Source organism: Nonomuraea sp. NPDC047897 (assembly GCF_043204415.1).
Classification (GTDB): domain Bacteria; phylum Actinomycetota; class Actinomycetes; order Streptosporangiales; family Streptosporangiaceae; genus Nonomuraea.
Genome location: NZ_JBIDCC010000013.1, coordinates 44,377 through 65,672, shown reverse-complemented (window position 1 = coordinate 65,672; position 21,296 = coordinate 44,377). Strand labels below are relative to the sequence as shown.

The window sequence follows — 21,296 nt, the reverse complement described above, 5'->3', positions numbered from 1 at the left end:
CGCCGGGGAGGGCGTGGGTCTCACAGGGCTGTGGTGGCTTCCAGCGGCTTCGTTGCCGAGTCGGGCCCGCCGGTGGCGGGGGCGGGTCGGCGCAGGACGAGAAGCGCCACGGCGAACGCGGCGAGCAGCAGCCCGGCGGAGATGGCGAACGCCAGCCGGTACCCGCCGGTCAGCGCGGCCGCCTGACCGGCTCCGGCGGCCAGCAGCTCCCCGGTGCGCGAGGCGGCCATCGTGGACAGCACCGCCACCCCGATGGCCATGCCGACCTGCTGGGTCGTGTTGAACAGCCCGGAGGCCAGACCCGCGTCGCTCTCCCGTGCGCCGGACATGCCCAGCGTGGCCAGCCCCGGCAGGACCAGGCCGCCGCCCGAGATCAGTACCATCGCCGGCAGCAGGTGGGTGACGTAGTCGGCGTCCACCGGGATGCGGGTGAGCAGGAGCATCGCGGCGAGCAGCAGCGCCAGGCCGGCCACCAGGACGGTGCGGGCGCCGAACCGGGCGCTGAGCCGCGCCGAGGCGAACAGGGAGATCGAGCCGATGCCCACCGCGGCCGGCAGCATCGCCAGGCCGGTCTCCAGGGCGCCGTAGCCCAGGACCCGCTGCATGTAGAGGGCGACGAGGATCTGGAAGGCGAACATGCCCGACAGGGACAGCATCTGGGCGAGGTTCGCGCCGGCCACGTTGCGGGAGCGCAGGATCCGCAGCGGCATGAGCGGCGCCTTGGCCGTCGCCTGCCGCACCACGAACGCGGCCAGCAGGGCCAGCGACACCGCGCCGAGACCGAGCGTGTGCCCGGCCGCCCAGCCGTACTCCTCTACCTTGACCACCGTGTAGATGCCCAGCATCAGCCCGGCGGTCACCAGGACGGCCCCGGTCACGTCCGCGCCGGCGGCCAGGCCCCTGCCGCGGTCGGCGGGCAGCGCCCGCAGCGCCAGCGCGACGGTGACGACCCCGATCGGCGCGTTGATGAAGAAGATCCACGGCCAGCTCAGGGCGTCGGTGAGCACACCGCCCAGGACCTGGCCGATCGAGGCGCCTGTCGCGCCGGTGAAACTGAAGACGGCGATCGCCTTGCCCCGCTCGGCGGGGTCGGTGAACAGGGTCACGAGGATGCCCAGCACGACGGCGGAGGCCAGGGCGCTGCCGACGCCCTGCAGGAACCGGGCGGCGATGAGCAGGCCGGGGCCGGTCGCCGCGCCCGCCAGCAGGGAGGCGAGCGTGAAGATCACAATGCCGGCCAGGAAGATCGTCCGCCGCCCGATCAGGTCGCCCAGCCTCCCCGCCAGGAGCAGCAGCCCGCCGAAGGGGATCAGGTAGGCGTTGACGATCCAGCTCAGCTCCGCGGGCGAGAAGCCCAGGTCCTGCTGGATGGCGGGCATCGCGACCGTCACGATGCTGCCGTCGAGGATCGTCATCAGTCCCGCCGCGGACAGCACGCCCAGTGCGGTCCAGCGCGAGGTGTGCGCGTACGACATGGTCTCTCCCGTCTCAGGTGACAAGGAAGACCGTAGCAGATTGTTTTGTAATAGACGATCCTCTTCGGATCTACTTTCCGCGTTCTCGCGGCCGGCGCGCCTGCTGGGTCGTCTCGGCGGGGGTGGCGAGATGGCCGGTGGCCAGCCGGTTCAGGGCGCGGACCAGGACCTCGCGCTCGTCGTCGGGCAGCGCGCCGAGGCTCGCCCGGTGCACGCCGTCCACGATCTCCTGGCTGCGCCGGGCGACGGCCGCGCCCGCCTCCGTGACCGCGATGATCCGGGCGCGCCGGTCCGTGCTGGACGGGCGGCGCTCGGCGAACCCGGCCTTCTCCAGCGCGTCCACGGTCACGACCATCGTGGTCTTGTCCATGTCACCCAGCTCGGCGAGCTGGATCTGGGTGCGTTCCCCCTCCAGGGCGTGGACCAGCACGCAGTGCATGCGCGGCGTCAGGCCGATCTCGGCGAGCGCGGCCGTCATCTGGGTGCGCAGCACGTGGCTGGTGTGGTCGAGCAGGAAGGAGAGATCCGTCTCGGTGCGTGTCGGAGCCATCGCCGTCATGCCGACAGCCTACCCAAGCGGTCCCGCAGCGGATTATCCGCGAAAAGACGACCTGGCACGGACCCCTGACGACCCCCCCGACCGTGCCGGTCAGAGCGCGTGGCCCCCGGCCACCTGCAACACCTGGCCGGTGATCCAGCGCGCCTGGTGCGAGGCGAGGAACACCACCGCGTCGGCGACGTCCTCCGGCTCGCCCGCCCGCCCCATGGGCACGATCGAGCGGACCCGCTCCTCCATGGCGGCGTCCATCCACCCGGTCTGCACCGGTCCGGGGGCCACCGCGTTCACCCGGACGCCCATGGCCGCCAGGTCGAGCGCGGCCGCCCGGGTCAGGGCGTCCAGCGCCGCCTTGGACGTTCCGTAACCGATCTGGCCGGGGAACGCGCGGGCGGCGTCGGTCGAGACGTTCACCACGCAGGGGGTGCCGCCGGCCGGCCGCCGCCGGACGAGCTCGGCGATCAGCAGGGCGGGGGCGATCGCGTTCACCTGGTACGCGCGCCGCAACGCCGATGCGGTGACCGTGTCGATCGTGTCGGGGCTCTCGCAGTGCGCGGCGTTGTTCACCAGGACGTCCACCGGGCCGAGCCGGCTCTCGACCTCGCCGAACAGCCGCGGCGGCGCGTCCGACTCGCGCAGGTCGGCCCGTACGGCGACGGCGTCGCCCAGCTCGGCGGCGAGCGCCTCGACCCGGTCCGGCGGGGGCGTGACATGCTCCCACCTCACGCCCGGAGGCGGCGGGATCTCGGCGACGCCGTGCACGGCCACCCGAGCCCCCTCGGCGGCGAAGGCCCGGCAGATCGCCGCGCCGATGCCCGCGCCGCCTCCGGTGACGAGCACGACCTTGCCCCTGAGTCTCGTGTCGGCCATCGGCCGATCATGGCAAACGGGCGAGGGTCCGGCAAATTCGTCAGGGGGTGGTGAACAGGGCGCTCACCGACTCGCCGTCGTGGATGCGGCGCATGGCCTCGGCCAGGGCCGGAGCGATCGACAGGACGGTGAGCTTGTCGCTCGGCTTGGGCGGCGGGACCGTGTTGGTGCAGACGATCTCCGCCACCTCGGGCAGCGCGCCGAGCCGTTCGATCGCGTCGCTCGCGAACAGGCCGTGCGTGCAGGCGACGCGCACCGAGTTGACGCCGCGCTCGCGCAGCCGGTCGAGCAGCTCGATGACCGTGCTGCCCTTGGCGATCTCGTCGTCGAGGATGATCACGTCCTTGCCGGCCACGTCGCCGATCACCGAGCTGATCACCACCCGGTCGTCGCTGAAGCGCTGCTTGGCGCCCATCGCCACCTCGGTGCCGAGCAGCCGGGCGAAGGCCGCGGCCTCCTTGGCGTTGCCCAGGTCGGGGGAGACGACGACGGTGTTCGACAGGTCGTACCGGCGGAAGTGGCCGGCCAGCTCGCGCAGGGCGTGCAGATGGTCGACGGGGACGCTGAAGAAGCCGTGCACCTGCGGCGAGTGGAGCGTCATCGCCAGCACCCTGCTGGCGCCCGCCGCCACCATCAGGTCGGCCACCAGCCGCGCCCCGATCGAGATGCGCGGCGCGTCCTTCTTGTCCGAACGGGCGTAGGCGTAGTGGGGGAGGACGACGGTCGTGCGGGCCGCGGACGCGCCACGCGCCGCGTCGAGCATGAGCAGCAGCTCGACCAGGTGTTCCTGGACCGGCGGGACCAGAGGCTGGATGAGGAAGACGTCGCGTTCGCGGCAGTTGGCCTGGAGCTGGACTTCCAGGACGTCGTTGGCGAACCGGTTGATCCGGACGGGGTGGAGCGGCGTCCCCAGGTGGGCGCAGATCTCCTCGGCAAGCTCGGGGTGGGCGCTTCCGCTGAAAACCGTGATGTCACGCACGTTTCCCAGAGGATAGCTCTACGGGCTCAGGTAGTGGTGCAGCAGGGCCGGCTCGCCGGCCGCGTTGAGCCACGCGGCGCGGGTGCTGCCCACGCGCCGCCAGCCGTGTCGTTCGTAGGACGCGATGGCGGCCCGGCCCTCGTCAGACACCTCCAGCGCCAGCGGGGCCGCCTGCGCCAGCACGACGTCGAGCAGCCTGGCCGCGAGCCCGCCGCCCCGCGCGCCGGGCGCCACGAACAGCCGTGTCACGGCGCCGGCGACGGGCGCGCCGACCAGCTCGGCGACCTCCGGCTCGACCCGCGCCAGCCCCACGTGACCCGTGACCCGGCCGTCCTCGACCGCCACCCAGGCCCGCACGAGGTCGGCCGGCGTCAGCCAGCGCGCAGGGTCGGCGGGCCAGTCGACGGGGTAGCGGTCGGCGGCGTGCACCTCGAACAGCGCCTTCACGCACGCGTCGAGGTCGGCGTCGGTACGGGGCCGGATCGGGGTCACGGCCGGGGCTCCTCGGGCAGCTCGGCCAGGTCGGGCACGACGAGCCAGGCCAGGGAGAGCGCGTCGGGCGCCGGCGGGTAGCGCGGGTGCGGGACGGCCACCACCCGCATGCCCGCCGCGTGCGCCGAGCGCAGCCCGTTGCTGGAGTCCTCCACCGCGACGCACGTGCGCGGATCGACCCCGAGCCGGGCGGCCGCTTCGAGGTAGCCGTCGGGGGCGGGCTTGCCGCGGGCGACCTCCTCGGTGGACACCGTCGCGGCGAAGCAGGACTCCAGCCCGGCCGCGTCGAGCACCACGTCGATCAGGGCCCGGGGTGACGAGCTGGCCAGGCCGAGGGTGTGGCGGCCGGCCAGCCGCAGGACCGCGTCCCGGGCGTGCGGCATCAGCGGGACGTGCTCGCGGTAGCGCTCGGCCATCCGGGCGACCACCTGGCGGGCGATCTCGCCGGGTGGCAGCGTGACGCCGAGCTCGTGCAGGTAGGCGGCCCACTCGGGGGTGCTCATGCCCATGAGCCTGGACTGGGTGTCGGGCTGCCACGTGCCGCCGTGCTCGGCGACGAACGCGCGCCGTACCTCCTCCCAGACCGGCTCGGAGTCGACGATCACGCCGTCGAGGTCGAACACCCACGCTCCCACCGCGAACCTCCAGACGATCAGCCGAACGTCCAGCCAATCACACCCGCCCCCCCCACCAGCCGTGGGGGTGTTTGTGTGGATTGCCGGATAAAGAGGCGGGGTTTTGACTCTGGCCGTACCGTCGGCCGGGCATGCAGGTGAGCATGGCCGACCTTCCGCTCCAGGACCAGCCGAACGACCACGACGACTTCGCGGACGCCGACCGCGGATTCATCGCCCGGCTCACCCCGGCCGTGGTCACCGCCGCCGACGGCAGGGTCGTCTGGGACCACGACGCCTACGCGTTCCTGGAGGAGGAGTGCCCCGGGACCGCGCATCCCGGACTGTGGCGGCAGGGACGGCTGTGCGCCAGGCAGGGACTGTACGAGGTGACCGGCGGCGTCTACCAGGTGCGCGGGCTCGACCTGTCGAACATGACGATCATCGAGGGCGACACCGGTGTCGTCGTCGTCGACCCGCTCCTGTCCGTCGAGTGCGCGGCGGCGGCGCTCGGCCTGTACCGGGAACACCGCGGCGACCGGCCCGTCACCGGAGTGGTCTACACCCACGCCCACGTGGACCACTTCGGCGGCGTGCGCGGCGTCACCGGCGGCGGCGTGCCGATCCTCGCCCCCGCCGGGTTCATGGAGCACGCCGTCGCCGAGCAGGTCTACGCGGGCCCCGCGGTCACCCGCCGCTCCGTCTACATGTACGGCCAGACCCTCGACCGCTCACCGTGCGGCCAGATCGGCGCCGGCCTCGGCATGACCACCTCGACCGGCACCGTGTCACTCCTGCCGCCCACGCTCGGCGTGGCCCGTACCGGTCAGGAGGAGGTCGTGGACGGGGTGCGGATCGTCTTCCAGCTCACCCCCGGCGCCGAAGCTCCGGCCGAGATGAACTTCCTGCTCCCCGCCCACCGCGCCCTCTGCCTCGCCGAGAACGCCACCCACAACCAGCACACCCTGCTGCCGCTGCGCGGCTCCGCCGTCCGCGACGCCCGCGCGTGGGCACGCCACCTCACCGAGACGATCTCCCTGTTCGCCGGGCGTGCCGACGTCGCCTTCGCCTCCCACCACTGGCCCACCTGGGGTGCGGACACCGTCACCCGCTTCCTGGCCCAGCAGCGCGACCTGTACGCCTACCTGCACGACCAGACGGTGCGCCTGATGAACAAGGGCCTGACCGGCCCCGAGATCGCCGAGACCCTGCGGTTGCCGCCCCGGCTGGAACGCGCCTGGCACGCCCGCGGCTTCCACGGCTCGCTCAGCCACAACGTCAAAGCCGTGTACCAGCGCTACCTGGGCTGGTTCGACGGCAACCCGGCCCACCTGTGGGAGCATCCGCCGCGCGGGAGCGCCATCCGCTACGTGGACTGCCTGGGCGGCGGGGCCGCCGTGGTGACCCTGGCGAAGGGCTACATCGGCGACGGCGACCTGCGCTTCGCCGCGCAACTGCTCAACCACGCCGTCTTCGCCGACGAGGGCAACAAGGCGGCGCGCGACCTGCTCGCCGAGGTCTACACCCGGCTCGGGCACGGCGCCGAGAACGGCACCTGGCGCAACTCCTACCTGACGGGCGCCCGGGAACTGGCCGACGGCATCGTGCCCGCCATCACCGCGACCGCCTGCCCCGACCTGGCGCAGGCGCTCCGCGTGGACCAGATCTTCGACTCGATCGCCATCCGCGTGCACGGGCCCAGGGCCTGGAACGAGACCGTGTCCATCGACTGGCACCTGACCGACCTGGGGGAGCGCCACCGGACGACACTGTCGAACGGGGTGTTCGTCCACCAGGTGGACCCGCCCGACGAGCCGGTGGACCTGACCCTGAGGCTGACCAAGGCGCAGCTCATCGGCCTGCTGGCGGGCCGGGGCGTGGAGGGCGTGGAACGCGAGGGGAGCATCGGGGCGCTGCAGCGGCTGGTGGCCGTGCTGGATGACCCGAGGCCGGACTTCCCCATCGTCACCCCCTGACCGGCCCGGGCCGGTCAGCGGGGCAGGCCCGCCACCACGGCCGTGCCGCCGCCCGGCGCGGACCGCACGGTCAGCGTGCCGCCCAGCGCCTCCACCCGCTCGCGCAGGTCGCGCAGGTCCCGCCCGGTAGTCGTGTACGGGTCGAAGCCGCGGCCGTCGTCGGACACGTTCAGCATGATCAGGCCGTCGAGGTAGGTCAGCGTCACCCCGGCGTTCCGGGCGCCGGAGTGCCTGCCGACGTTGCCCAGCGCGCCGCGCGCGACCCGCAGCAGCACCATGTCGTGGGCGGGCGGCAGCTCGGCGGGAGTGCCGGACACGCCGAACCGCACCGGGATCCGGGCACGGGCCGCCGTCGCCTCGCTGAGCCGGCGCACCGCCGAGACCAGCGACGACCTGCGCACCGCCGGCCGCCGGGCGGCCGCCTCGGGCTCGTACGCCTGCTCCTCGCCCCGCCAGGCGGCCCCGGCCAGCGCCACCAGCGCCGTGACGGCCAGCGGCCCGAACACGGCGGGCGCCGACACCCCGCCCGCCTGCCGGCTCACCGCCAGGACGGACGCGCAGCCCAGCAACGTCACCCCGAACACCGCCGCCCACAGCGGGACCAGCCGCATCCACGCGAACACCAGCGGCACCGCCGGCAGCACGTACCAGGCCGAGGTCGTCGCCAGCATCCCCCAGCCGAGCGTCACGGCGGCCAGCCCCGCCCACACCGGGCCGCTCCCGGCCCCGAACGGCACGACCCCGGCGGCGTAGATGACGCCCAGCAGCAGCCCGCCCACACCGGCCAGGACGCGACCCTCACCCGCTGCTCCGGCCACGGCGAGCACGAGCAGCAGCGCGAACGTGCCGTGGACCCCCCACGGCACCCTCTCACGCCTCACCCCGAACCACGCGTTCATACGCTTACCAAGCGTAGTATCCGCAGGTCCGCGGGTCAGGAGAAGCCGGCCGCGCGCCTGGGGTCAGCGGCGTGGCGGCGCTCGCTCCGCCATCGCCAACAAACGCCCAACCCTCACCCGGTCCGCCGCAAAAAACCGCAGCCGGTGCAACCCCTCCGGGCAACGGTTACGGAAAGGGACACGGGGGTTTTCATGGTGGAACGAATCTTTCCTCGCTCGATCCGGGCACGTCTCACCACGGTCGCGACCCTGGTCGCGGCGGTGGCCTTCACCACGACCTCCTCCGTCGCCCTCGCCACCGTGCCCGGCAGCCTGCGCGACGTGGTGCGGACCGGCCTGGAGGTGGCCGTCGGACAGGTGGCCGAGCAGGCCCGCGCCGGGCAGCTCCCCGCGCACCTGCAGACCCCCTCCAGCCTCCAGCTCCTCCAGGTGGTGTCCCCCGGCGGCGACGTGATCGCCGCCACGCCCGGCCGGCCGGGCGAGCCCCACCTCGCCGCCATCCGGCCGGCGCGCCCCGGGGTCGCCCACGTCACCGAGCACGTCCTGCACCGCGCCGGCGACCGCGAACACCACCACTGCATGGTCGTGGCCATGCGGGTGCGCACGCCGGACGGGCCGGTCACCGTCTACGGCGCCGCGTCGCTGAACCGGGTGAACGCCTCCCTGGCCGCGCTGTACGCGCTGGTCTTCCTTGGCACGCCGCTGATGCTGGCCGGGGTGGCCGGCATCACCTGGCTGATCGTGGGCTCGGCGCTGCGTCCGGTCGAGCGCATCCGGTCCGAGCTGACCGAGATCACCGGCAAGGACCTGAGCCGCCGGGTTCCCGTACCGGACACCGGTGACGAGATCACTCGCCTGGCCAGGACCACCAACGCCACCCTCGACCGGCTCGAACGTTCGGCCGAGACCCAGCGCCGCTTCGTCGCCGACGCCTCGCACGAGCTCCGCAGTCCCATCACGGGGCTGCGGACGCGACTGGAGTTCGCCACCACGTACCCGGACGAGACCGACTGGACTGTCACCGGGGCCGGCGCGCTGGAGTCCGCCGAGCGGCTCACGGGCATCATCGACGAGCTGCTCATGCTCGCCCGGCTCGACGCGGGCGTCACGCCCGAACGCGTCGTCGTCGACGTGTGCCGGCTCGTCGGGGAGCAGGTACGGCGCCGTGCGGGCGGCCGTGTCGCGGTGGTCGCGGCGCCCTGCCGTCCCGCGCCGGTCCTCGGCTCGGCGGTGCAGCTCGACCGCCTGCTGACGAACCTGCTGGACAACGCCACCCGGCACGCGGCCGGCCGGGTCGAGGTGGTCGTGGGGGAGGACGGGGGCGAGGTCGTCGTCACCGTCACCGACGACGGCCCCGGCATCGCGCCGGAGGACCGGGAGCGGATCTTCGAGCGGTTCACCCGGTTGGCGGCCGCCCGCGCCCTGGACCGGGGCGGCACCGGCCTGGGCCTGCCCCTGTCGAGGGAGATCGCCGTGGCCCACGGCGGCGGTCTCGTCCTCACCGACCGCCGTCCGGGCTCCTGTTTCGCGGTGCGCCTGCCCCTGTACGCGGGCTGAGGTTCACCGGCCCGGCACGGGCGGCGCGGTGGCCGCCGTGCCGGGAAGCTCACCGGGCGCGGCGGGCGCGGGCGCGGCGCTTGCCCTCGTGCATGGCCTGGACGCGGGCCACCGGGATCGTGTGGCCCTCCGCCACCAGGTCGGCGGGCAGCGGCCGCGGGTCCGGCAGCAGGGCGGCCCAGGGATCGCCGCCGCCCAGCAGGTTCGGCACGGTGCGCAGGGTGAAGTCGGCCGGCGACACCCGGTCGAGGTCCTCCCACGCCACCGGGAACGACACCGGCGCGCCGGGCCGGACACGCGGGCTGTAGGCGGCCACCACGGTCGCCCCGCCGGCCCTCGTCGAGTCGATGAACACCTTGCCCTGCCGGTCCTCCCGAATGAACGCCGTGGTCGCCAGCGCCGGGTCCACCCGCTCGGCGCGGGCCGCCAGGGCGCGGGTCGCGGCGGCCAGGTCGTCGATCGCCGTCCCCTCGGCCACGGGCACGAACACGTGCACGCCCTTGGCGCCGCTGGTCTTGACCGCGCCGGCCAGCCCGGCGTCGTCCAGCGCCCGCCGCACCAGCAGCGCCGCCCGCACGGCGAGGTCGAACGCGCCGTCGCCCGGCGGGTCGAGATCGAGCACCAGGTGAGTGGCCCGGCCGTCCCGGAGCAGCGCGGGATGGTACTCGACGGCCCGCTGGTTGGCGAACCACAGCAGGGTTCGCCGGTCGTCGCACAGCGCGTACGTCACCTGCCGCTGCGACGCCTCGGCCCAGACCGGCAGCCGCCGGATCCACGACGGCGCGTGGGCGGGCAGGTTCTTCTGCATGAAGGGGGCCTGGCCGGGCCGTACGCGGATCACGGACAGGGCCCGGTCGCGCAGGACCGGCAGGATGCGGTCGCGGACGGCGTCCAGGTAGTCGACCAGGTCGCGTTTGGTGGCCTCGGCCCCGTCGAACAGCGGCCCGTCGAGGTTGGTCAGCTTGACCCCGTCACGCGTCTCATCGGCGCTCACCTGCCCCACCATGCCCGCCGGACGCCCGGTCACACAACAGGTCGGCGAGCCGGTCGGCCGCCCGGGGCAGCCACGCCCACCGGGCGTTGCCCGCGAGGTGGTCGCCGCCGGGCACCATCAGATGCTCGCCCCGCACGGCCTGCCGGGCCAGCGGCTCGCCGTTGACCACGCCCGGGATGACGTCGTGCTCGCCGTCCACGACGAGCAGCGGCTGCCGGATGAGCGGCGCGACGCCGGACAGGTCCACCTGGCCGGCGAACTCCCGGGCGGCGGCCTCGTCCCCCGCGCGCAGGGTGAGCGTGGCGGTGACGAACGGCGGCAGCTCGTCCCAGGTCAGCGCGTACGGGCCGCTGACGGTGACGCCGGCCAGCAGCCGCGGCTCGTGGGCGAGGGACAGCGCGCCGTAGAAGCCGCCCAGGCTGAGCGCGACGAGCCCGAGCGCTGACGTGTCGAGGTCCGGGCGGTCGCCCACGACGTCGATCGCCTCGCTGACCACGCGGTGGTAGCCGGCGAGCGGCGCGGTGCCGGGGGCCAGCTCGCCCTGTCCCGGCCCGTCGAGGGCGAGGACGGCCAGGCCCCGGGCCAGCAGGCAGTCGGCCACCGAGACGAACTCCTCCTTGCCGGAGTCCATGCCGGGCACCACGAGCACCAGCGGCGGCCGGGCGGGGCCGGAGGGGCGGCGCAGCACACCGGTGAACGAGCCGCCGGACACCCGCTCGGCCGTGGGGTCGAGGTGGGCGAGGGCGCGGCGCATGCAGTCGGCGGCGGCGGCGTGCCCGGTGCGGTCCGGGTGCGGCAGGACGGTGGCGAAGTGGAACCACAGGGCCGCGTCGCGGTAGCCCTCGCCGGCCGACCTGACGTGGCCGGCCGCCTCGGCGGACCGCGCGGCGTCCCGCCGTTCCCGCGCGGTCCGGGCGAACGCCTCCGGCCAGGCGCGCAGCGTGTCCAGCGAGCCGGTCACCAGGTCGTACAGGTGCGGGTCGAGTCCCGCCGAGACGGCGCGTGAGCGCGTGCCGGCGGCGAAACCCGGCAGGACGTCGGGGGAGTCGAGGAAGGAGCCGGTCGAGCGCGCGCCCTCGTCGCCGGATCGCCGGGCCGTGGCCGGGCCGATGCCGCCGGTCGCTCCGGTGATCAACGCGACCTTGCCGTCGAATCGTGTCATGAGGCGATCCTGCGGGCTCCGCGCGGGGACACCCAGACGCGGCTCAACCTAGGTGTGGCACCACCAGGATCATCCCCGGCGGGATCATCGGCGGGACCGCCGGGTCAGCCCGCCTGGACCAGGTGGACGCCGTGCATCAGCCGCTCCAGCCGGGCCCGGGTGGCGGTGCCGGGCTTGGGGTCGTGCAGGAGCAGCCGGTGGTCGGGGTGGCCGGGCAGCGGCAGCCCGGTGAACTCGAACACCAGCTCACCCACCTCAGGATGGGTGATCACCTTGTCGCCCTGGGACACCTCGCCCACCTCGTGCCTGGCCCACAGTGCGGCGAAGTCGGGGCTCGCCGCGCACAGCTCCGCCGACAGCCGGGCGAACTCGGGGTCGTCGGGGTGTCTGGCCGCGTCGGCGCGGAACTGGCTCACCACGTCGGGCGCCACCTGCGCCCAGTGGTCGAAGGAGGCGCGGTGGCGGGCGCTGGTGAAGAACGCGGCGAGACAGTTGGTGTCCTGCTCGGAGTAGCCGAACACGGCACGGGCCGCGTCGTTGAGCGCGGCGAAGTTCCAGTGCCGGTCGAGGACGTAGGCCGGGCGGGGCGACCACGCGTCGAGCAGCCGGTGCAACCGTGGTCCCAGGGGGGCGTCGCCGGCGGGGGCGGGCGGCGGGTTGAGCCCGGCGAGCAGGTAGAGGTGGCTGCGCTCGGCCTCGGTCAGCCGCAGCGCGCCGCTGATCGCGTCGAGCACGCCGCCGGACACCTGGATGTCGCGCCCCTGCTCCAGCCACGTGTACCAGGAGACGCCGACGCCGGCGAGGACAGCGACCTCCTCCCGGCGCAGGCCGGGCGTGCGCCGGCGGCCGCCGCCGGGCATCCCGACCTGCTCGGGTGAGAGCCGCGCCCGCCGGATGCGCAGGAAGTCGCGGAGCTCTTCTCTACGTCGCCGGGCGCCGGTGGACTGCGGGGAGGCCATGGCCCCACGATAGCCGTGGGCCGCCCGGGCGGCGGTGAGCCTGGTTTGGCGTGAGCCCACGGCGGTACGTCGTGGGGAAGGGGGGAACCATGAGGAAGATCATCGCTTTCGGGCTCGGGACCCTGTCCGCCCTCACCCTGTCGACCTTCACCGTGTTCGCCGGCCCCGCCCAGGGGGACGCCTCCCAGCAGGAGGTGAGCGAACGGCAGTACCGGATCCTGCTGGCCCAGTGCCGCTACGCGGACGCTCCGGCCGTGCGGCAGAGGTGCCGGGCCACGGTGCGGGCCAACTACCGCGTCGGCCGCGCCGACCCGGACCTGAACTGCCGCACCTACTCCGGCGTGACCGTGTGCGGCGTGCTGCCCCTCAGCGCCGCGGAGCAGGCCTGTGTCGACGACTCGGTGGCCGCCGGCCTGTCGCGCCGCCGCGCCGAGGTGGAGTGCTACGTGCTCGACTGACCACGGGCCGGGCCGCCCCTACGTCCGCGCCGTGCAGGTGAGACGGGGCTCGGGCTGGTAGACCGTGTGGAAGCGCTGCTTCCTGACGGTCTTCCCGCCCTTCTTGAAGATCCGCCACACGTCGATGGCGAAGCCCTGCACGCCCTCCATCGGCAGGCAGTCGGGCCCGGAGTCCTTCATCTTGCGGAAGCCCTTGACGTTGTAGCGGCCCGAGCTCTCCGACTCGATGTCCCACCGCTTCGTGCTCCAGAAGTCCACGGTGATCGACGTGTCGGTGTACGACGTCTTGATCAGCACTCCGTGCCGGGAGTCGTTGCGCCAGCGGAAGTCCGGCTGCGGGAAGGAGACCGTCGACTCGCGGCCCGCCGGGTAGCGGGAGATGTAGTACTGGTGCGGCGTGTGCTGCACGTCCTCGAACCCGCCGAAGAACACCGCGTTGAACATCGTGGTGGCGAACTGCGACACGCCGCCGCCGACGTCGTTGACGAACCGGCCGTTCATGATCATCGGTGCTTCGACGAAGCCGCGCGCCCGGTCGCGCCGGCCGACCAGCCCGTTCAGGGAGAAGGTCTCGCCCGGCATGACCAGGTGGCCGTCCACGATGTCGGCGATCCGGTGGATGTTGGTGACGCGCGGCGCGCAGCACGGGTGGTGGGTGGTGTAGGAGCCGACCTTCTGCCGCACGCCGAGCCGCTTGGCCTTGGCGGTGGTGAGGTCGGGCTGGGCCTGGACGACCGGCACCGTCACCGCGCGCTCGCCGCTCCCGAGGGCGGTGGCGACGGCCTTGGCCAGCCCGTCGGGGTCGATGTCGCGGCCGGCGCGGCTCGGCACCACCTGCGGCTTGCCCTGGGCGATCCGGAACGCGGCGTTCCTGGGGCGCTGCTCCTCGGCGACGAGGTCATCGCGCAGGTCGTCCGCCAGCGTGGAGGCGTCGAACGCGGGCCGCATCCCGCCCCGCCCGTCGGGGACGAACCGCAGGCGGGACGCGAGCTGGGTGCGTGACAGGCTGGCCCGCTCGTCGCCGGCCGTCAGCGTCAGCGGCGCGGCCACCGCGGTCCGTGCGGTGGCAGCGGCGATCTCGCGCACCTTCGCGGCGGGCACCGACGGCGGCGTCGTGCGGACCGGCAGCGTGACCTTGTCGCGGCGGGCGAGGAACGCCTCGCGGATCGCCTGCGCGGCCGCCGCCCGGTCGAGGGCGCGGCCGGCCCTCGGCAGCGTCACCTGCGGCTCCAGCCCGCGGTAGGCGATGGCGCCCTCTCTCGGCTCGCGGTCGATCTTCTTGGCGAGGGCGGCGATCCGCCTGCCCAGCAGGTCGCCGTCCACCTCGACCGCGGGCGGGACCGTGCGGGTACCGAACAGCGAGCGGGCGATCCCGGCCGGGGTGGTGTGGCCGTCCATGGCCCGGGCCACCGTCGCGCCCGCGTCGAGGGTCATGCCGAGGTCCTTGGGCTTCATGGTGACGGTGCGGCCGGCGGCCTCGACCTTCAGCGGCCCCGGCCGGCCGAACTCCTCCTCCAGCCTGGCGCGGGCGGCCTCGGGGGAGAGCCCGCTGATGTCGACGCCGCCCGCGTCGGTGCCGGGCGGCACCTCGCCGGCCAGGGCCAGCGTGGGCATGCCGTACGCCAGCAGGAGGACGGCGAGGATCGCGGCGGCCGCCGCGGCGACGCGGCCTCGGTTGGTGCTGAGGATGCGCTTCATCGTGGGGGCGACCTCGTTCGGGGAGTCGGACGTCCGGCCAGTGTGCCACGGTGCCGATCGGCTCCCGGGCGTCTTTACCCAACGGGGGGAACTGCACCTTCAAACCACTTTCGCCAGGGGAAGTAGGTAAAAACTTCCGCGCTGAACCGCAGGTGGAGCGGGGGGTTCCGAGGTGTGCACCCGGACTTCGCTTGCACCGCTCTATACGCTTCGCTTACGTTTGGGGACACCGAGGCACACGTCCGGCACGTCAGTACCTCCGCCGGGTGATGCCTCGTTCAAACGCCGAGACCGCGTACGCACCGCCTGCATGACAGATCCGCAGGGGGCGGCGCGGCCGCCGAATCCGCGACAGATCGCGGAACCGGGGACCCAATCTCTCATGGGGTGAATCGGCACGCCCGCCACGAGCGGCGTGCCGTAGGGCACTTCCAGGCCCGAATCCGTCAGCTAACCCGGTAGGCGGCATGGAAGCAAGGAGTAAACCCCAGTATGACCATGCGTGACCTCTCCCGTGCCATCGTGCCCACGGACCTCCCGCGGCTGGCCGTCGGCCTCACGATCGCGGCCGGTGCCGTGTTCGGCGCCGTCCCGGCCATGGCCGGCCAGCCGGCCGTCGCGGAGTCGGGCCAGCCGGCCGCCCCGCAGGCGCAGGAGCAGCCGAAGACGGTCGCCGCGGCCTACCACCGGCCGCTGACCGCCGATGCCCTGCTGAAGGTGGCGGAGTCGCAGGTCGGTGTCACGGAGAACGCCGCCGGCGGTGGCACCCCCTTCCACAGCTGGTACATGTCCTCGCCGCGGGCCGCCGAGACCGTCGCCCGTGACGGTGGCAACATCGGCGCCTACGCCAACGCGCCGTGGTGCGCGATGTTCGTCTCGTGGGTCGGCGAGAAGGCCGGCGCCCGCCCCTCGGTCGGCTGGGACGCCTACACGGTGACCTACGCCAAGTGGTTCAAGGCCAACAACCGCTGGGGCTCCACGCCCAAGCCGGGCGCGGTCGTCTTCTTCGACTGGGACGGCAGCAGGAGCATCACCGCGATCGACCACGTCGGCCTGGTCAAGAAGGACAACGGCGACGGCACGATCAGCACCATCGAGGGCAACACCGGCAACGGCAAGGTCGAGCGCCGGGTGCGGCCCACCTCGCAGGTGGCCGGGTACGGCTACCCCGTCCTGCAGGGCTGACAGCCCCCTCCCACCCCCCACCCCTCACGGACGAGGCCCCCGGGCCGAGCAGAGACGTGGACGGGCCGGCGCGTCCGGCCCGCGCGTCCGGCCCGCGCGTAAGGCCATGGTTGACATCTCCTTCAGATAGCTGCACTATCTAGTAACTAGATAGCTCAACTATCCATTAAGGAGCGTCATGCAGTTCCCCCTCGTCCTCCTGGTCGCCCTGCTCACCTTCCGCGGCCTCGGGGCGCTCGGCGTCACAAGGTTCGCCTCGTGGCCGGCCAGCGCCGCCCACGCGCTCGCCGTCATGCTCCTCATGACCGCGTCCGCGCACTTCGTCCCCGAGAGCGTCACGGTCATGCCCAACCACGCCGACCTCGTCCGGATGGTGCCGCCGTTCGTGCCCTTCCCCGGCGTCATGGTCTACCTGACCGGAGTGTTCGAACTGCTCGGCGCCGTCGGACTGGTCGTCGCGGGCACCCGCCGCCTCGCCGCGTTGGCCCTGGTGGCGCTGTTCGTCATGCTGCTCCCCGCCAACGTCTACGCGGCCCTCGCCGACGTGCCGTTCGCCGGCGGCGAGGTGACCCCGCTGTGGCTGCGCGTCCCCGAGCAGATCCTCTACATCGCCTTCGCCCTCTGGAGCGCCACCCGCGCCGCCGCCAAGGGGCGGCCCGCCCGTGACGCCGCGGGGCCCGCCCGTCAGCCGACGATGATCCGCTCCTCGGGAAGCTGATAGCGGCGCGTCCGGTCCTTCAACGCCAGCGCCGACCCCAACGTCAGCGGGCCGGTCCTGCCGATGAACATGAGCACCACGAGCAGCACGTGACCGGCCGGCCCCACACTGGCGGTGATGCCGGTCGACAGTCCCACCGTGCCGAACGCCGACACCACCTCGAACAGCACCTGGTCCAGCCCGTGCGGCGTGAGGACCATCAGCAGGTAGGTGGCGACCGCCACCATGGCCACGCTCAGCAGCGCGATGGCGATGGCCTGACGCTGCACGCCCTGCGGCAGGCGGCGGTGCCCGATGTTCACGTCCGACTCGCCGCGCATCTCCGCCCAGATGACGAACGCCAGCAGCCCGAACGTGGTGATCTTGATGCCGCCGGCGGTGCCCGCGCTGCCGCCGCCGACGAACATCAGCAGGTCGGTCACCAGCCAGCTCGACGGATACATGTCGGCGATGTTCAGGCTGTTGAATCCGCCCGAGCGCGGCATCACGGCGGTGACGAACGCCGCCAGCAGCTTGCCCGAGTCGTCCAGCGCCCCCAGCGTCTTCGGATTACGCCACTCCGTCAGCAGGAACACCAGCGTGCCCGCCACCAGCAGCAGCGCCGTCACGCCCAGCGTGATCCTGGTCAGCACCGACCAGTGGCTCGGCCGCCGCCACGACCTGAACAACTCGAACACCACCGGGAAGCCCAGCCCACCGACGATCACAGCCCCCGCGATCGGCAGGCAGACCCACGGGTCGGTGACGAACCCCATGAGGTTGTCGGACCACAGCACGAATCCGGCGTTGTTGAACGCCGACACCGCGTGGAAGGCGCCCAGGTACAGCGCCCGGCCGAACGGCTCGCCGTAGCCGACCAGGAAGCGCCCGGTGAGCAGGACCGCCGTGATCACCTCACACACCAGCGAGAAGAGCGCGACGTTGCGCACCACCCGGCGCAGGTCGCTGAGCGCCAGCGTCTTGGTCTCCGCCTGGGCGAACATCCTGGCGCGCAGCCCGAGCCGGCCCGACAGCAGGACCGTGAACAGCGTCGCCAGCGTCATGATTCCGAGCCCGCCGACCTGCGCCAGCGCCACGATCACCAGCTCGCCGAAGACCGACCAGTGGGTCTCGGTGTCCACCACCACCAGGCCGGTCACGCAGACGGCCGACGTGGCGGTGAACAGGGCGTTCACCCACCCCGCCGACTCACCCGACACCGTGGCGACGGGCAGGGTGAGCAAGGCCGTGCCGACCAGCGCCACGAACCCGAAACCGGTGACGATCACCTGCGCTGGGTGCTGGAAACGCTGGAGCAACGATGACGCGAACGTCACGGACTTCTCCTGATCGCGGAGACGGAGCGAGGAAGACGGGGTGACCGGCCGGGCGTCCCGGCGGACCGCGGGCCCTACCGTAACAGGAGCCCTGACACCTCCCGCGCGTGCGGGCCGCCCGGCCCGCACGGCAGCGGCCGTAACCTGGGCGTCAGGACCCGCCGCAGGCCAGGAGCGGCAGCCAGGAGGACTCCATGTCGCATCGATCCGACCTCCGTCCCGTCCCGCTCACGACGCTCGGGGTGATCTCGCTCGGCGGGGCCGCCGGAGCGCTCGCCCGCCACGGGCTCGGCGTCGCCTTCCCGCAGCCGCCCGCCGCGTTCCCGTGGACGACGCTCGGCGTCAACGCCGCCGGCTGCCTGCTGATCGGGGTGCTCATGGTGACCATCACCGAGCTGCGGGACGCGCCCGGCTGGGTACGGCCGCTGCTCGGGGTGGGAGTGCTGGGCGGGTTCACCACCTTCTCGACGTACGTCGTGGACACCGGCCGGCTGTTGCTGTCGGGCGCGACCCCGGCCGCGCTGGCGTACCTGGTCGCCACGCCGGTCGTGGCGCTCGCCGCCGTATGGGCGGGCGGCGCGCTCACCCGGGCCGCGGCCGGGGCGGGGAGGCCGCGGTGACCGTGCTGCTCGTCGCCCTCGGCGCCGCGATCGGCGCGCCCCTGCGCTACCTCGCCGACCGGCTCGTCCGGTCCCTTCACGACGGCGTCTTCCCCTGGGGCACCTTCGTGGTCAACGTCGCCGGGTCGGCACTGCTCGGCCTGCTGGCCGGGCTGCCCGCCGGTCCGGGCATGATGGCGTTCGCGGGCATCGGCTTCTGCGGGGCGCTGACGACGTACTCGACCTTCGGTTACGAGACGCTCGTGCTGCTCCAGGACGGGGCTCGGGGCGCCGCCCTGGCCAACGTGATCGCGAGCGTGGCGGCCGGGCTGGCCGCGGGCGGCTGCGGCCTGGCCCTGGCCCGCGCGATCACCGGCTGACGCCGCACGCATACCGCCCCGCACCGGGGTAGGGGCGGGCCATGCGTGTACGCCCCGCCCCGAAGGTCGCCGTGCCGGTCATGCACCACCGCTGGGCCCACATCACCTTCCTGCACTGGCGCTACCCCGCCGAGACGCTGCGCGCCATGCTGCCCGGCGGCCTGGAGGTGGAGACGTTCGACGGCGCGGCCTGGGTGGGCATGACCCCGTTCCGCATGGACGACGTCCGGCCGCCGGGCGTGCCCGCGCTGCCCTGGCTGTCGCGCTTCCCCGAGACGAACGTGCGCACCTACGTCCGCGATGGCCGGGGCCGCAGCGGCATCTGGTTCTTCTCCCTGGACGCGGGGCGGCTGGCGGCGGCGCTGGGCGGCCGGGCCGGCTACTGGCTGCCGTACTTCTGGTCGGACATGTCGGTGCACGTCGACGGCACCCGGTGGTGGTACCGGAGCCGCCGCCGGCTGCCCGGCCGGCCGGGGGCGCGCGGCGATGTCCGGATCGAGGTGGGGGCGGAGCTGACCGGGCCCGATCGGGACGACCTGGCGAGCTTCCTGACGGACCGCTACCGGCTGTTCACCGTGGTCGCCGGCCGGCTGGCCGCCGCCGAGGTGGAACACGCCCCCTGGCCCCTGCACGAGGCGCGGCTCTGCGGGCTCGACCAGACGCTGCTGCACGCCGCCGGCCTGCCCGGGCCCGGAGCGGACCCCGTCGTGCACGCCTCGCCGGGCGTGGACGTGCGGGTCGGAATGTGGAGCTGGTAGGTGACGGGCGAGAGCACCGCCGAGCGCTGCGAGCGGGTGGCCCGCCGCGCCCTCGGCCTGACGGAGTTGCGGCCGGGGCAACTGGAGGCGATGACGGCGCTGGCCGACGGCCGCGACACGCTGGCGGTCATGCCGACCGGCAGCGGCAAGTCGGCCGTCTACCAGGTGCCGGCCCTGCTCCGGCCGGGGCCGACGCTCGTGGTGTCGCCGCTGATCGCGCTGCAACGCGACCAGGTGGAGGCGCTGCACCGCAACGGTGAGGCCGCGGCCAGCGTGGACGCCGGCACCTCGGCGCGGGCGCGCGGGGAGACGTTCGAGTCGCTGCGCACCGGCGAGACGGAGTTCCTGTTCTGCGCGCCCGAGCAGCTCGCCCGCACCGACGTGGTGAGCGAGCTGGCGGCGGCCGGCATCTCGCTCATGGTGGTGGACGAGGCGCACTGCGTGTCGGCCTGGGGCCACGACTTCCGCCCCGACTACCTGCGACTGGGCGCGGTGGCGGAGGCACTGGGCCGCCCGGTGATCGCCGCGCTGACCGCGACGGCGGCGCCGCCGGTGCGGGAGGAGATCGTCTCCCGGCTGCACCTGCGGGACCCGGCGCAGGTGGTGCGGGGGTTCGACCGGCCCAACATCGCCCTGTCGGTGCGGCGGATGCTCGACGACCCCGCCGAGGCGCTGGTCGCCGCCGTCCGCGAGCAGCCGCTGCCCGGCATCGTCTACACCGCCACCCGCCGCAGGACCGCCGAGCTGGCCGGGCTGCTGGCCGGCGAAGGGCTGCGGGCGGCCGCCTACCACGGCGGCCTGCGACGGGCCGACCGGGACGCGGTGCACGGCGCCTTCATGGCGGGCGAGCTGGACGTCGTCGTCTCCACGAACGCGTTCGGCATGGGGATCGACAAGCCGGACGTCCGGTTCGTCCACCACGCCGAGATCCCCGGCTCCCTCGACTCCTACTACCAGGAGGTCGGCCGGGCCGGGCGGGACGGCGAGCCGGCCGAGGCGACCCTCTTCTACCGGCCCGAGGACCTGGGGCTGCAGCGCTACTTCACCGGGGCGGCCCCCGACGAGGAAACGCTGACGCGGGTGGCCGAGGCGGTCGCGGACGGCGGCGACGGCGGTCTCGACCGCCGGGGGCTGCGTGAGCGCACGGAGCTGTCGCCGCGCCGCCTCACCACCCTGCTCGACCTGCTGCGCCGGGCCGGAGCCGTCCGGCTGGGCCCGCGCCGGATCGCCCCGGTGCCGGGCGGGCCGGACCCGGAGCAGGCCGCCGCCACGGCGCGGGAGCTGGCCGAGCGCCACCGCGAGATCGAGCGCACCAGGCTGGAGATGATGCGCCGCTACGCCGAGACCGGCGACTGCCGGCGGCGCTTCCTGCTGGGCTACTTCGGCGAGGACCTGGGCGAGCCCTGCGGCAACTGCGACACGTGCCGGGCCGGCACCGCCCTGGCGCCGGTCGAGGCCGGCGGCCCCTTCGCGGTGCACGCCCGGGTGGAGCACGACAAGTGGGGTCCGGGGCAGGTGATCCGGCGCGACGAGGACCGGCTGACGGTGCTGTTCGAGGAGGCCGGCTACCGCGAGCTGCTGCTCGACGCGGTGCTCGGCCGGCGGATCCTGCGCGAGCGCGGCTGAGGAGCCGGGCCGGCGGCGGAGGTCC

General features: G+C 73.8%; 21 protein-coding genes and 1 riboswitch. Of the genes, 9 read left to right on the top strand and 12 right to left on the bottom strand.

The genetic code is table 11. From position 1 onward, the window contains the following. Positions 1 to 20: 20 nt before the first annotated feature. The 6 genes from ACGF0J_RS27460 to ACGF0J_RS27435 all read right to left on the bottom strand — a co-directional run bounded on the left by ACGF0J_RS27460 (position 21) and on the right by ACGF0J_RS27435 (position 5,007). Positions 21 to 1,475 (bottom strand): MFS transporter, encoded by a 1,455-nt coding sequence (locus ACGF0J_RS27460; protein WP_393150113.1) that lies wholly within the window; start codon positions 1,473 to 1,475, stop codon positions 21 to 23. A gap of 70 nt (positions 1,476 to 1,545) precedes the next feature. Further along, the gene (locus tag ACGF0J_RS27455) at positions 1,546 to 2,034 is read right to left on the bottom strand and encodes a MarR family winged helix-turn-helix transcriptional regulator (protein ID WP_393150111.1); all 489 of its coding nucleotides are present in this window, start codon (positions 2,032 to 2,034) and stop codon (positions 1,546 to 1,548) included. Between the two features lie 90 nt (positions 2,035 to 2,124). Then, positions 2,125 to 2,901 carry an SDR family NAD(P)-dependent oxidoreductase gene (locus tag ACGF0J_RS27450; protein WP_393150109.1) on the bottom strand — a complete coding sequence of 259 codons (777 nt, stop codon included), beginning with the start codon at positions 2,899 to 2,901 and terminating at the stop codon, positions 2,125 to 2,127. A gap of 40 nt (positions 2,902 to 2,941) precedes the next feature. Next, positions 2,942 to 3,880 carry a ribose-phosphate diphosphokinase gene (locus tag ACGF0J_RS27445; protein ID WP_393150107.1) on the bottom strand — a complete coding sequence of 313 codons (939 nt, stop codon included), beginning with the start codon at positions 3,878 to 3,880 and terminating at the stop codon, positions 2,942 to 2,944. An 18-nt stretch (positions 3,881 to 3,898) separates the two neighbouring features. Then, positions 3,899 to 4,372 (bottom strand): GNAT family N-acetyltransferase, encoded by a 474-nt coding sequence (locus ACGF0J_RS27440; RefSeq protein WP_393150105.1) that lies wholly within the window; start codon positions 4,370 to 4,372, stop codon positions 3,899 to 3,901. Continuing rightward, positions 4,369 to 5,007 carry an HAD family hydrolase gene (locus tag ACGF0J_RS27435; protein WP_393150103.1) on the bottom strand — a complete coding sequence of 213 codons (639 nt, stop codon included), beginning with the start codon at positions 5,005 to 5,007 and terminating at the stop codon, positions 4,369 to 4,371. Before ACGF0J_RS27435 ends, ACGF0J_RS27440 begins: the two co-directional genes overlap by 4 nt. A gap of 131 nt (positions 5,008 to 5,138) precedes the next feature. On the opposite strand from ACGF0J_RS27435, the gene ACGF0J_RS27430 reads away from it, so the two are divergent. Further along, positions 5,139 to 6,962, top strand: coding sequence for an alkyl/aryl-sulfatase (locus ACGF0J_RS27430; RefSeq protein WP_393150101.1), 1,824 nt, complete (start codon positions 5,139 to 5,141; stop codon positions 6,960 to 6,962). Between the two features lie 14 nt (positions 6,963 to 6,976). Here the strand turns inward: ACGF0J_RS27430 and ACGF0J_RS27425 are convergent, their stop codons facing one another. Continuing rightward, complete coding sequence (locus ACGF0J_RS27425) at positions 6,977 to 7,861, bottom strand: sensor histidine kinase (protein WP_393150099.1); 885 nt, start codon at positions 7,859 to 7,861, stop codon at positions 6,977 to 6,979. Between the two features lie 192 nt (positions 7,862 to 8,053). On the opposite strand from ACGF0J_RS27425, the gene ACGF0J_RS27420 reads away from it, so the two are divergent. Continuing rightward, complete coding sequence (locus tag ACGF0J_RS27420; protein WP_393150097.1) at positions 8,054 to 9,418, top strand: sensor histidine kinase; 1,365 nt, start codon at positions 8,054 to 8,056, stop codon at positions 9,416 to 9,418. A gap of 49 nt (positions 9,419 to 9,467) precedes the next feature. On the opposite strand, the gene ACGF0J_RS27415 is transcribed toward ACGF0J_RS27420, so the two are convergent. The 3 genes from ACGF0J_RS27415 to ACGF0J_RS27405 all read right to left on the bottom strand — a co-directional run bounded on the left by ACGF0J_RS27415 (position 9,468) and on the right by ACGF0J_RS27405 (position 12,533). Continuing rightward, on the bottom strand, positions 9,468 to 10,412 hold the full coding sequence (locus tag ACGF0J_RS27415) for a DNA polymerase domain-containing protein (RefSeq protein ID WP_393150095.1): 945 nt from the start codon (positions 10,410 to 10,412) through the stop codon (positions 9,468 to 9,470). After that, entirely contained in the window at positions 10,399 to 11,574 is a 1,176-nt protein-coding gene (locus ACGF0J_RS27410) for a serine aminopeptidase domain-containing protein (RefSeq protein WP_393150093.1), read from the bottom strand. Before ACGF0J_RS27410 ends, ACGF0J_RS27415 begins: the two co-directional genes overlap by 14 nt. Positions 11,575 to 11,678: 104 nt before the next feature. After that, complete coding sequence (locus ACGF0J_RS27405) at positions 11,679 to 12,533, bottom strand: helix-turn-helix transcriptional regulator (protein WP_393150091.1); 855 nt, start codon at positions 12,531 to 12,533, stop codon at positions 11,679 to 11,681. Between the two features lie 89 nt (positions 12,534 to 12,622). Between ACGF0J_RS27405 and ACGF0J_RS27400 the strand changes: the two genes are divergently transcribed. Further along, positions 12,623 to 12,991, top strand: a complete 369-nt coding sequence (locus ACGF0J_RS27400) for a hypothetical protein (RefSeq protein ID WP_393150089.1) — start codon at positions 12,623 to 12,625, stop codon at positions 12,989 to 12,991. 18 nt (positions 12,992 to 13,009) lie between these two features. On the opposite strand, the gene ACGF0J_RS27395 is transcribed toward ACGF0J_RS27400, so the two are convergent. Next, a complete protein-coding gene (locus ACGF0J_RS27395; RefSeq protein ID WP_393150087.1) occupies positions 13,010 to 14,689 on the bottom strand; it encodes a VanW family protein in 1,680 nt (559 codons plus the stop codon). Between the two features lie 328 nt (positions 14,690 to 15,017). After that, positions 15,018 to 15,169, top strand: a riboswitch (cyclic di-AMP (ydaO/yuaA leader). Between the two features lie 12 nt (positions 15,170 to 15,181). On the opposite strand from ACGF0J_RS27395, the gene ACGF0J_RS27390 reads away from it, so the two are divergent. Next, on the top strand, positions 15,182 to 15,874 hold the full coding sequence (locus ACGF0J_RS27390; RefSeq protein ID WP_393150085.1) for a CHAP domain-containing protein: 693 nt from the start codon (positions 15,182 to 15,184) through the stop codon (positions 15,872 to 15,874). A gap of 178 nt (positions 15,875 to 16,052) precedes the next feature. Beyond that, positions 16,053 to 16,592, top strand: a complete 540-nt coding sequence (locus ACGF0J_RS27385; protein WP_393150083.1) for a hypothetical protein — start codon at positions 16,053 to 16,055, stop codon at positions 16,590 to 16,592. Here the strand turns inward: ACGF0J_RS27385 and ACGF0J_RS27380 are convergent. Next, positions 16,559 to 17,908 (bottom strand): TrkH family potassium uptake protein, encoded by a 1,350-nt coding sequence (locus ACGF0J_RS27380; RefSeq protein ID WP_393150081.1) that lies wholly within the window; start codon positions 17,906 to 17,908, stop codon positions 16,559 to 16,561. The two genes, ACGF0J_RS27385 and ACGF0J_RS27380, sit on opposite strands and share 34 nt — an antisense overlap. Positions 17,909 to 18,102: 194 nt before the next feature. On the opposite strand from ACGF0J_RS27380, the gene ACGF0J_RS27375 reads away from it, so the two are divergent. Genes ACGF0J_RS27375 through ACGF0J_RS27360 form a run of 4 tightly spaced genes read left to right on the top strand, consistent with a single transcriptional unit; the run spans position 18,103 to position 21,271 of the window. Then, complete coding sequence (locus ACGF0J_RS27375; RefSeq protein WP_393150079.1) at positions 18,103 to 18,528, top strand: fluoride efflux transporter FluC; 426 nt, start codon at positions 18,103 to 18,105, stop codon at positions 18,526 to 18,528. After that, entirely contained in the window at positions 18,525 to 18,887 is a 363-nt protein-coding gene (locus tag ACGF0J_RS27370) for a fluoride efflux transporter FluC (RefSeq protein ID WP_393150077.1), read from the top strand. Before ACGF0J_RS27375 ends, ACGF0J_RS27370 begins: the two co-directional genes overlap by 4 nt. A gap of 41 nt (positions 18,888 to 18,928) precedes the next feature. Beyond that, positions 18,929 to 19,645 (top strand): YqjF family protein, encoded by a 717-nt coding sequence (locus ACGF0J_RS27365; RefSeq protein ID WP_393150075.1) that lies wholly within the window; start codon positions 18,929 to 18,931, stop codon positions 19,643 to 19,645. Then, a complete protein-coding gene (locus tag ACGF0J_RS27360; protein WP_393150073.1) occupies positions 19,646 to 21,271 on the top strand; it encodes a RecQ family ATP-dependent DNA helicase in 1,626 nt (541 codons plus the stop codon). The last annotated feature ends 25 nt before the right edge of the window (positions 21,272 to 21,296 follow it).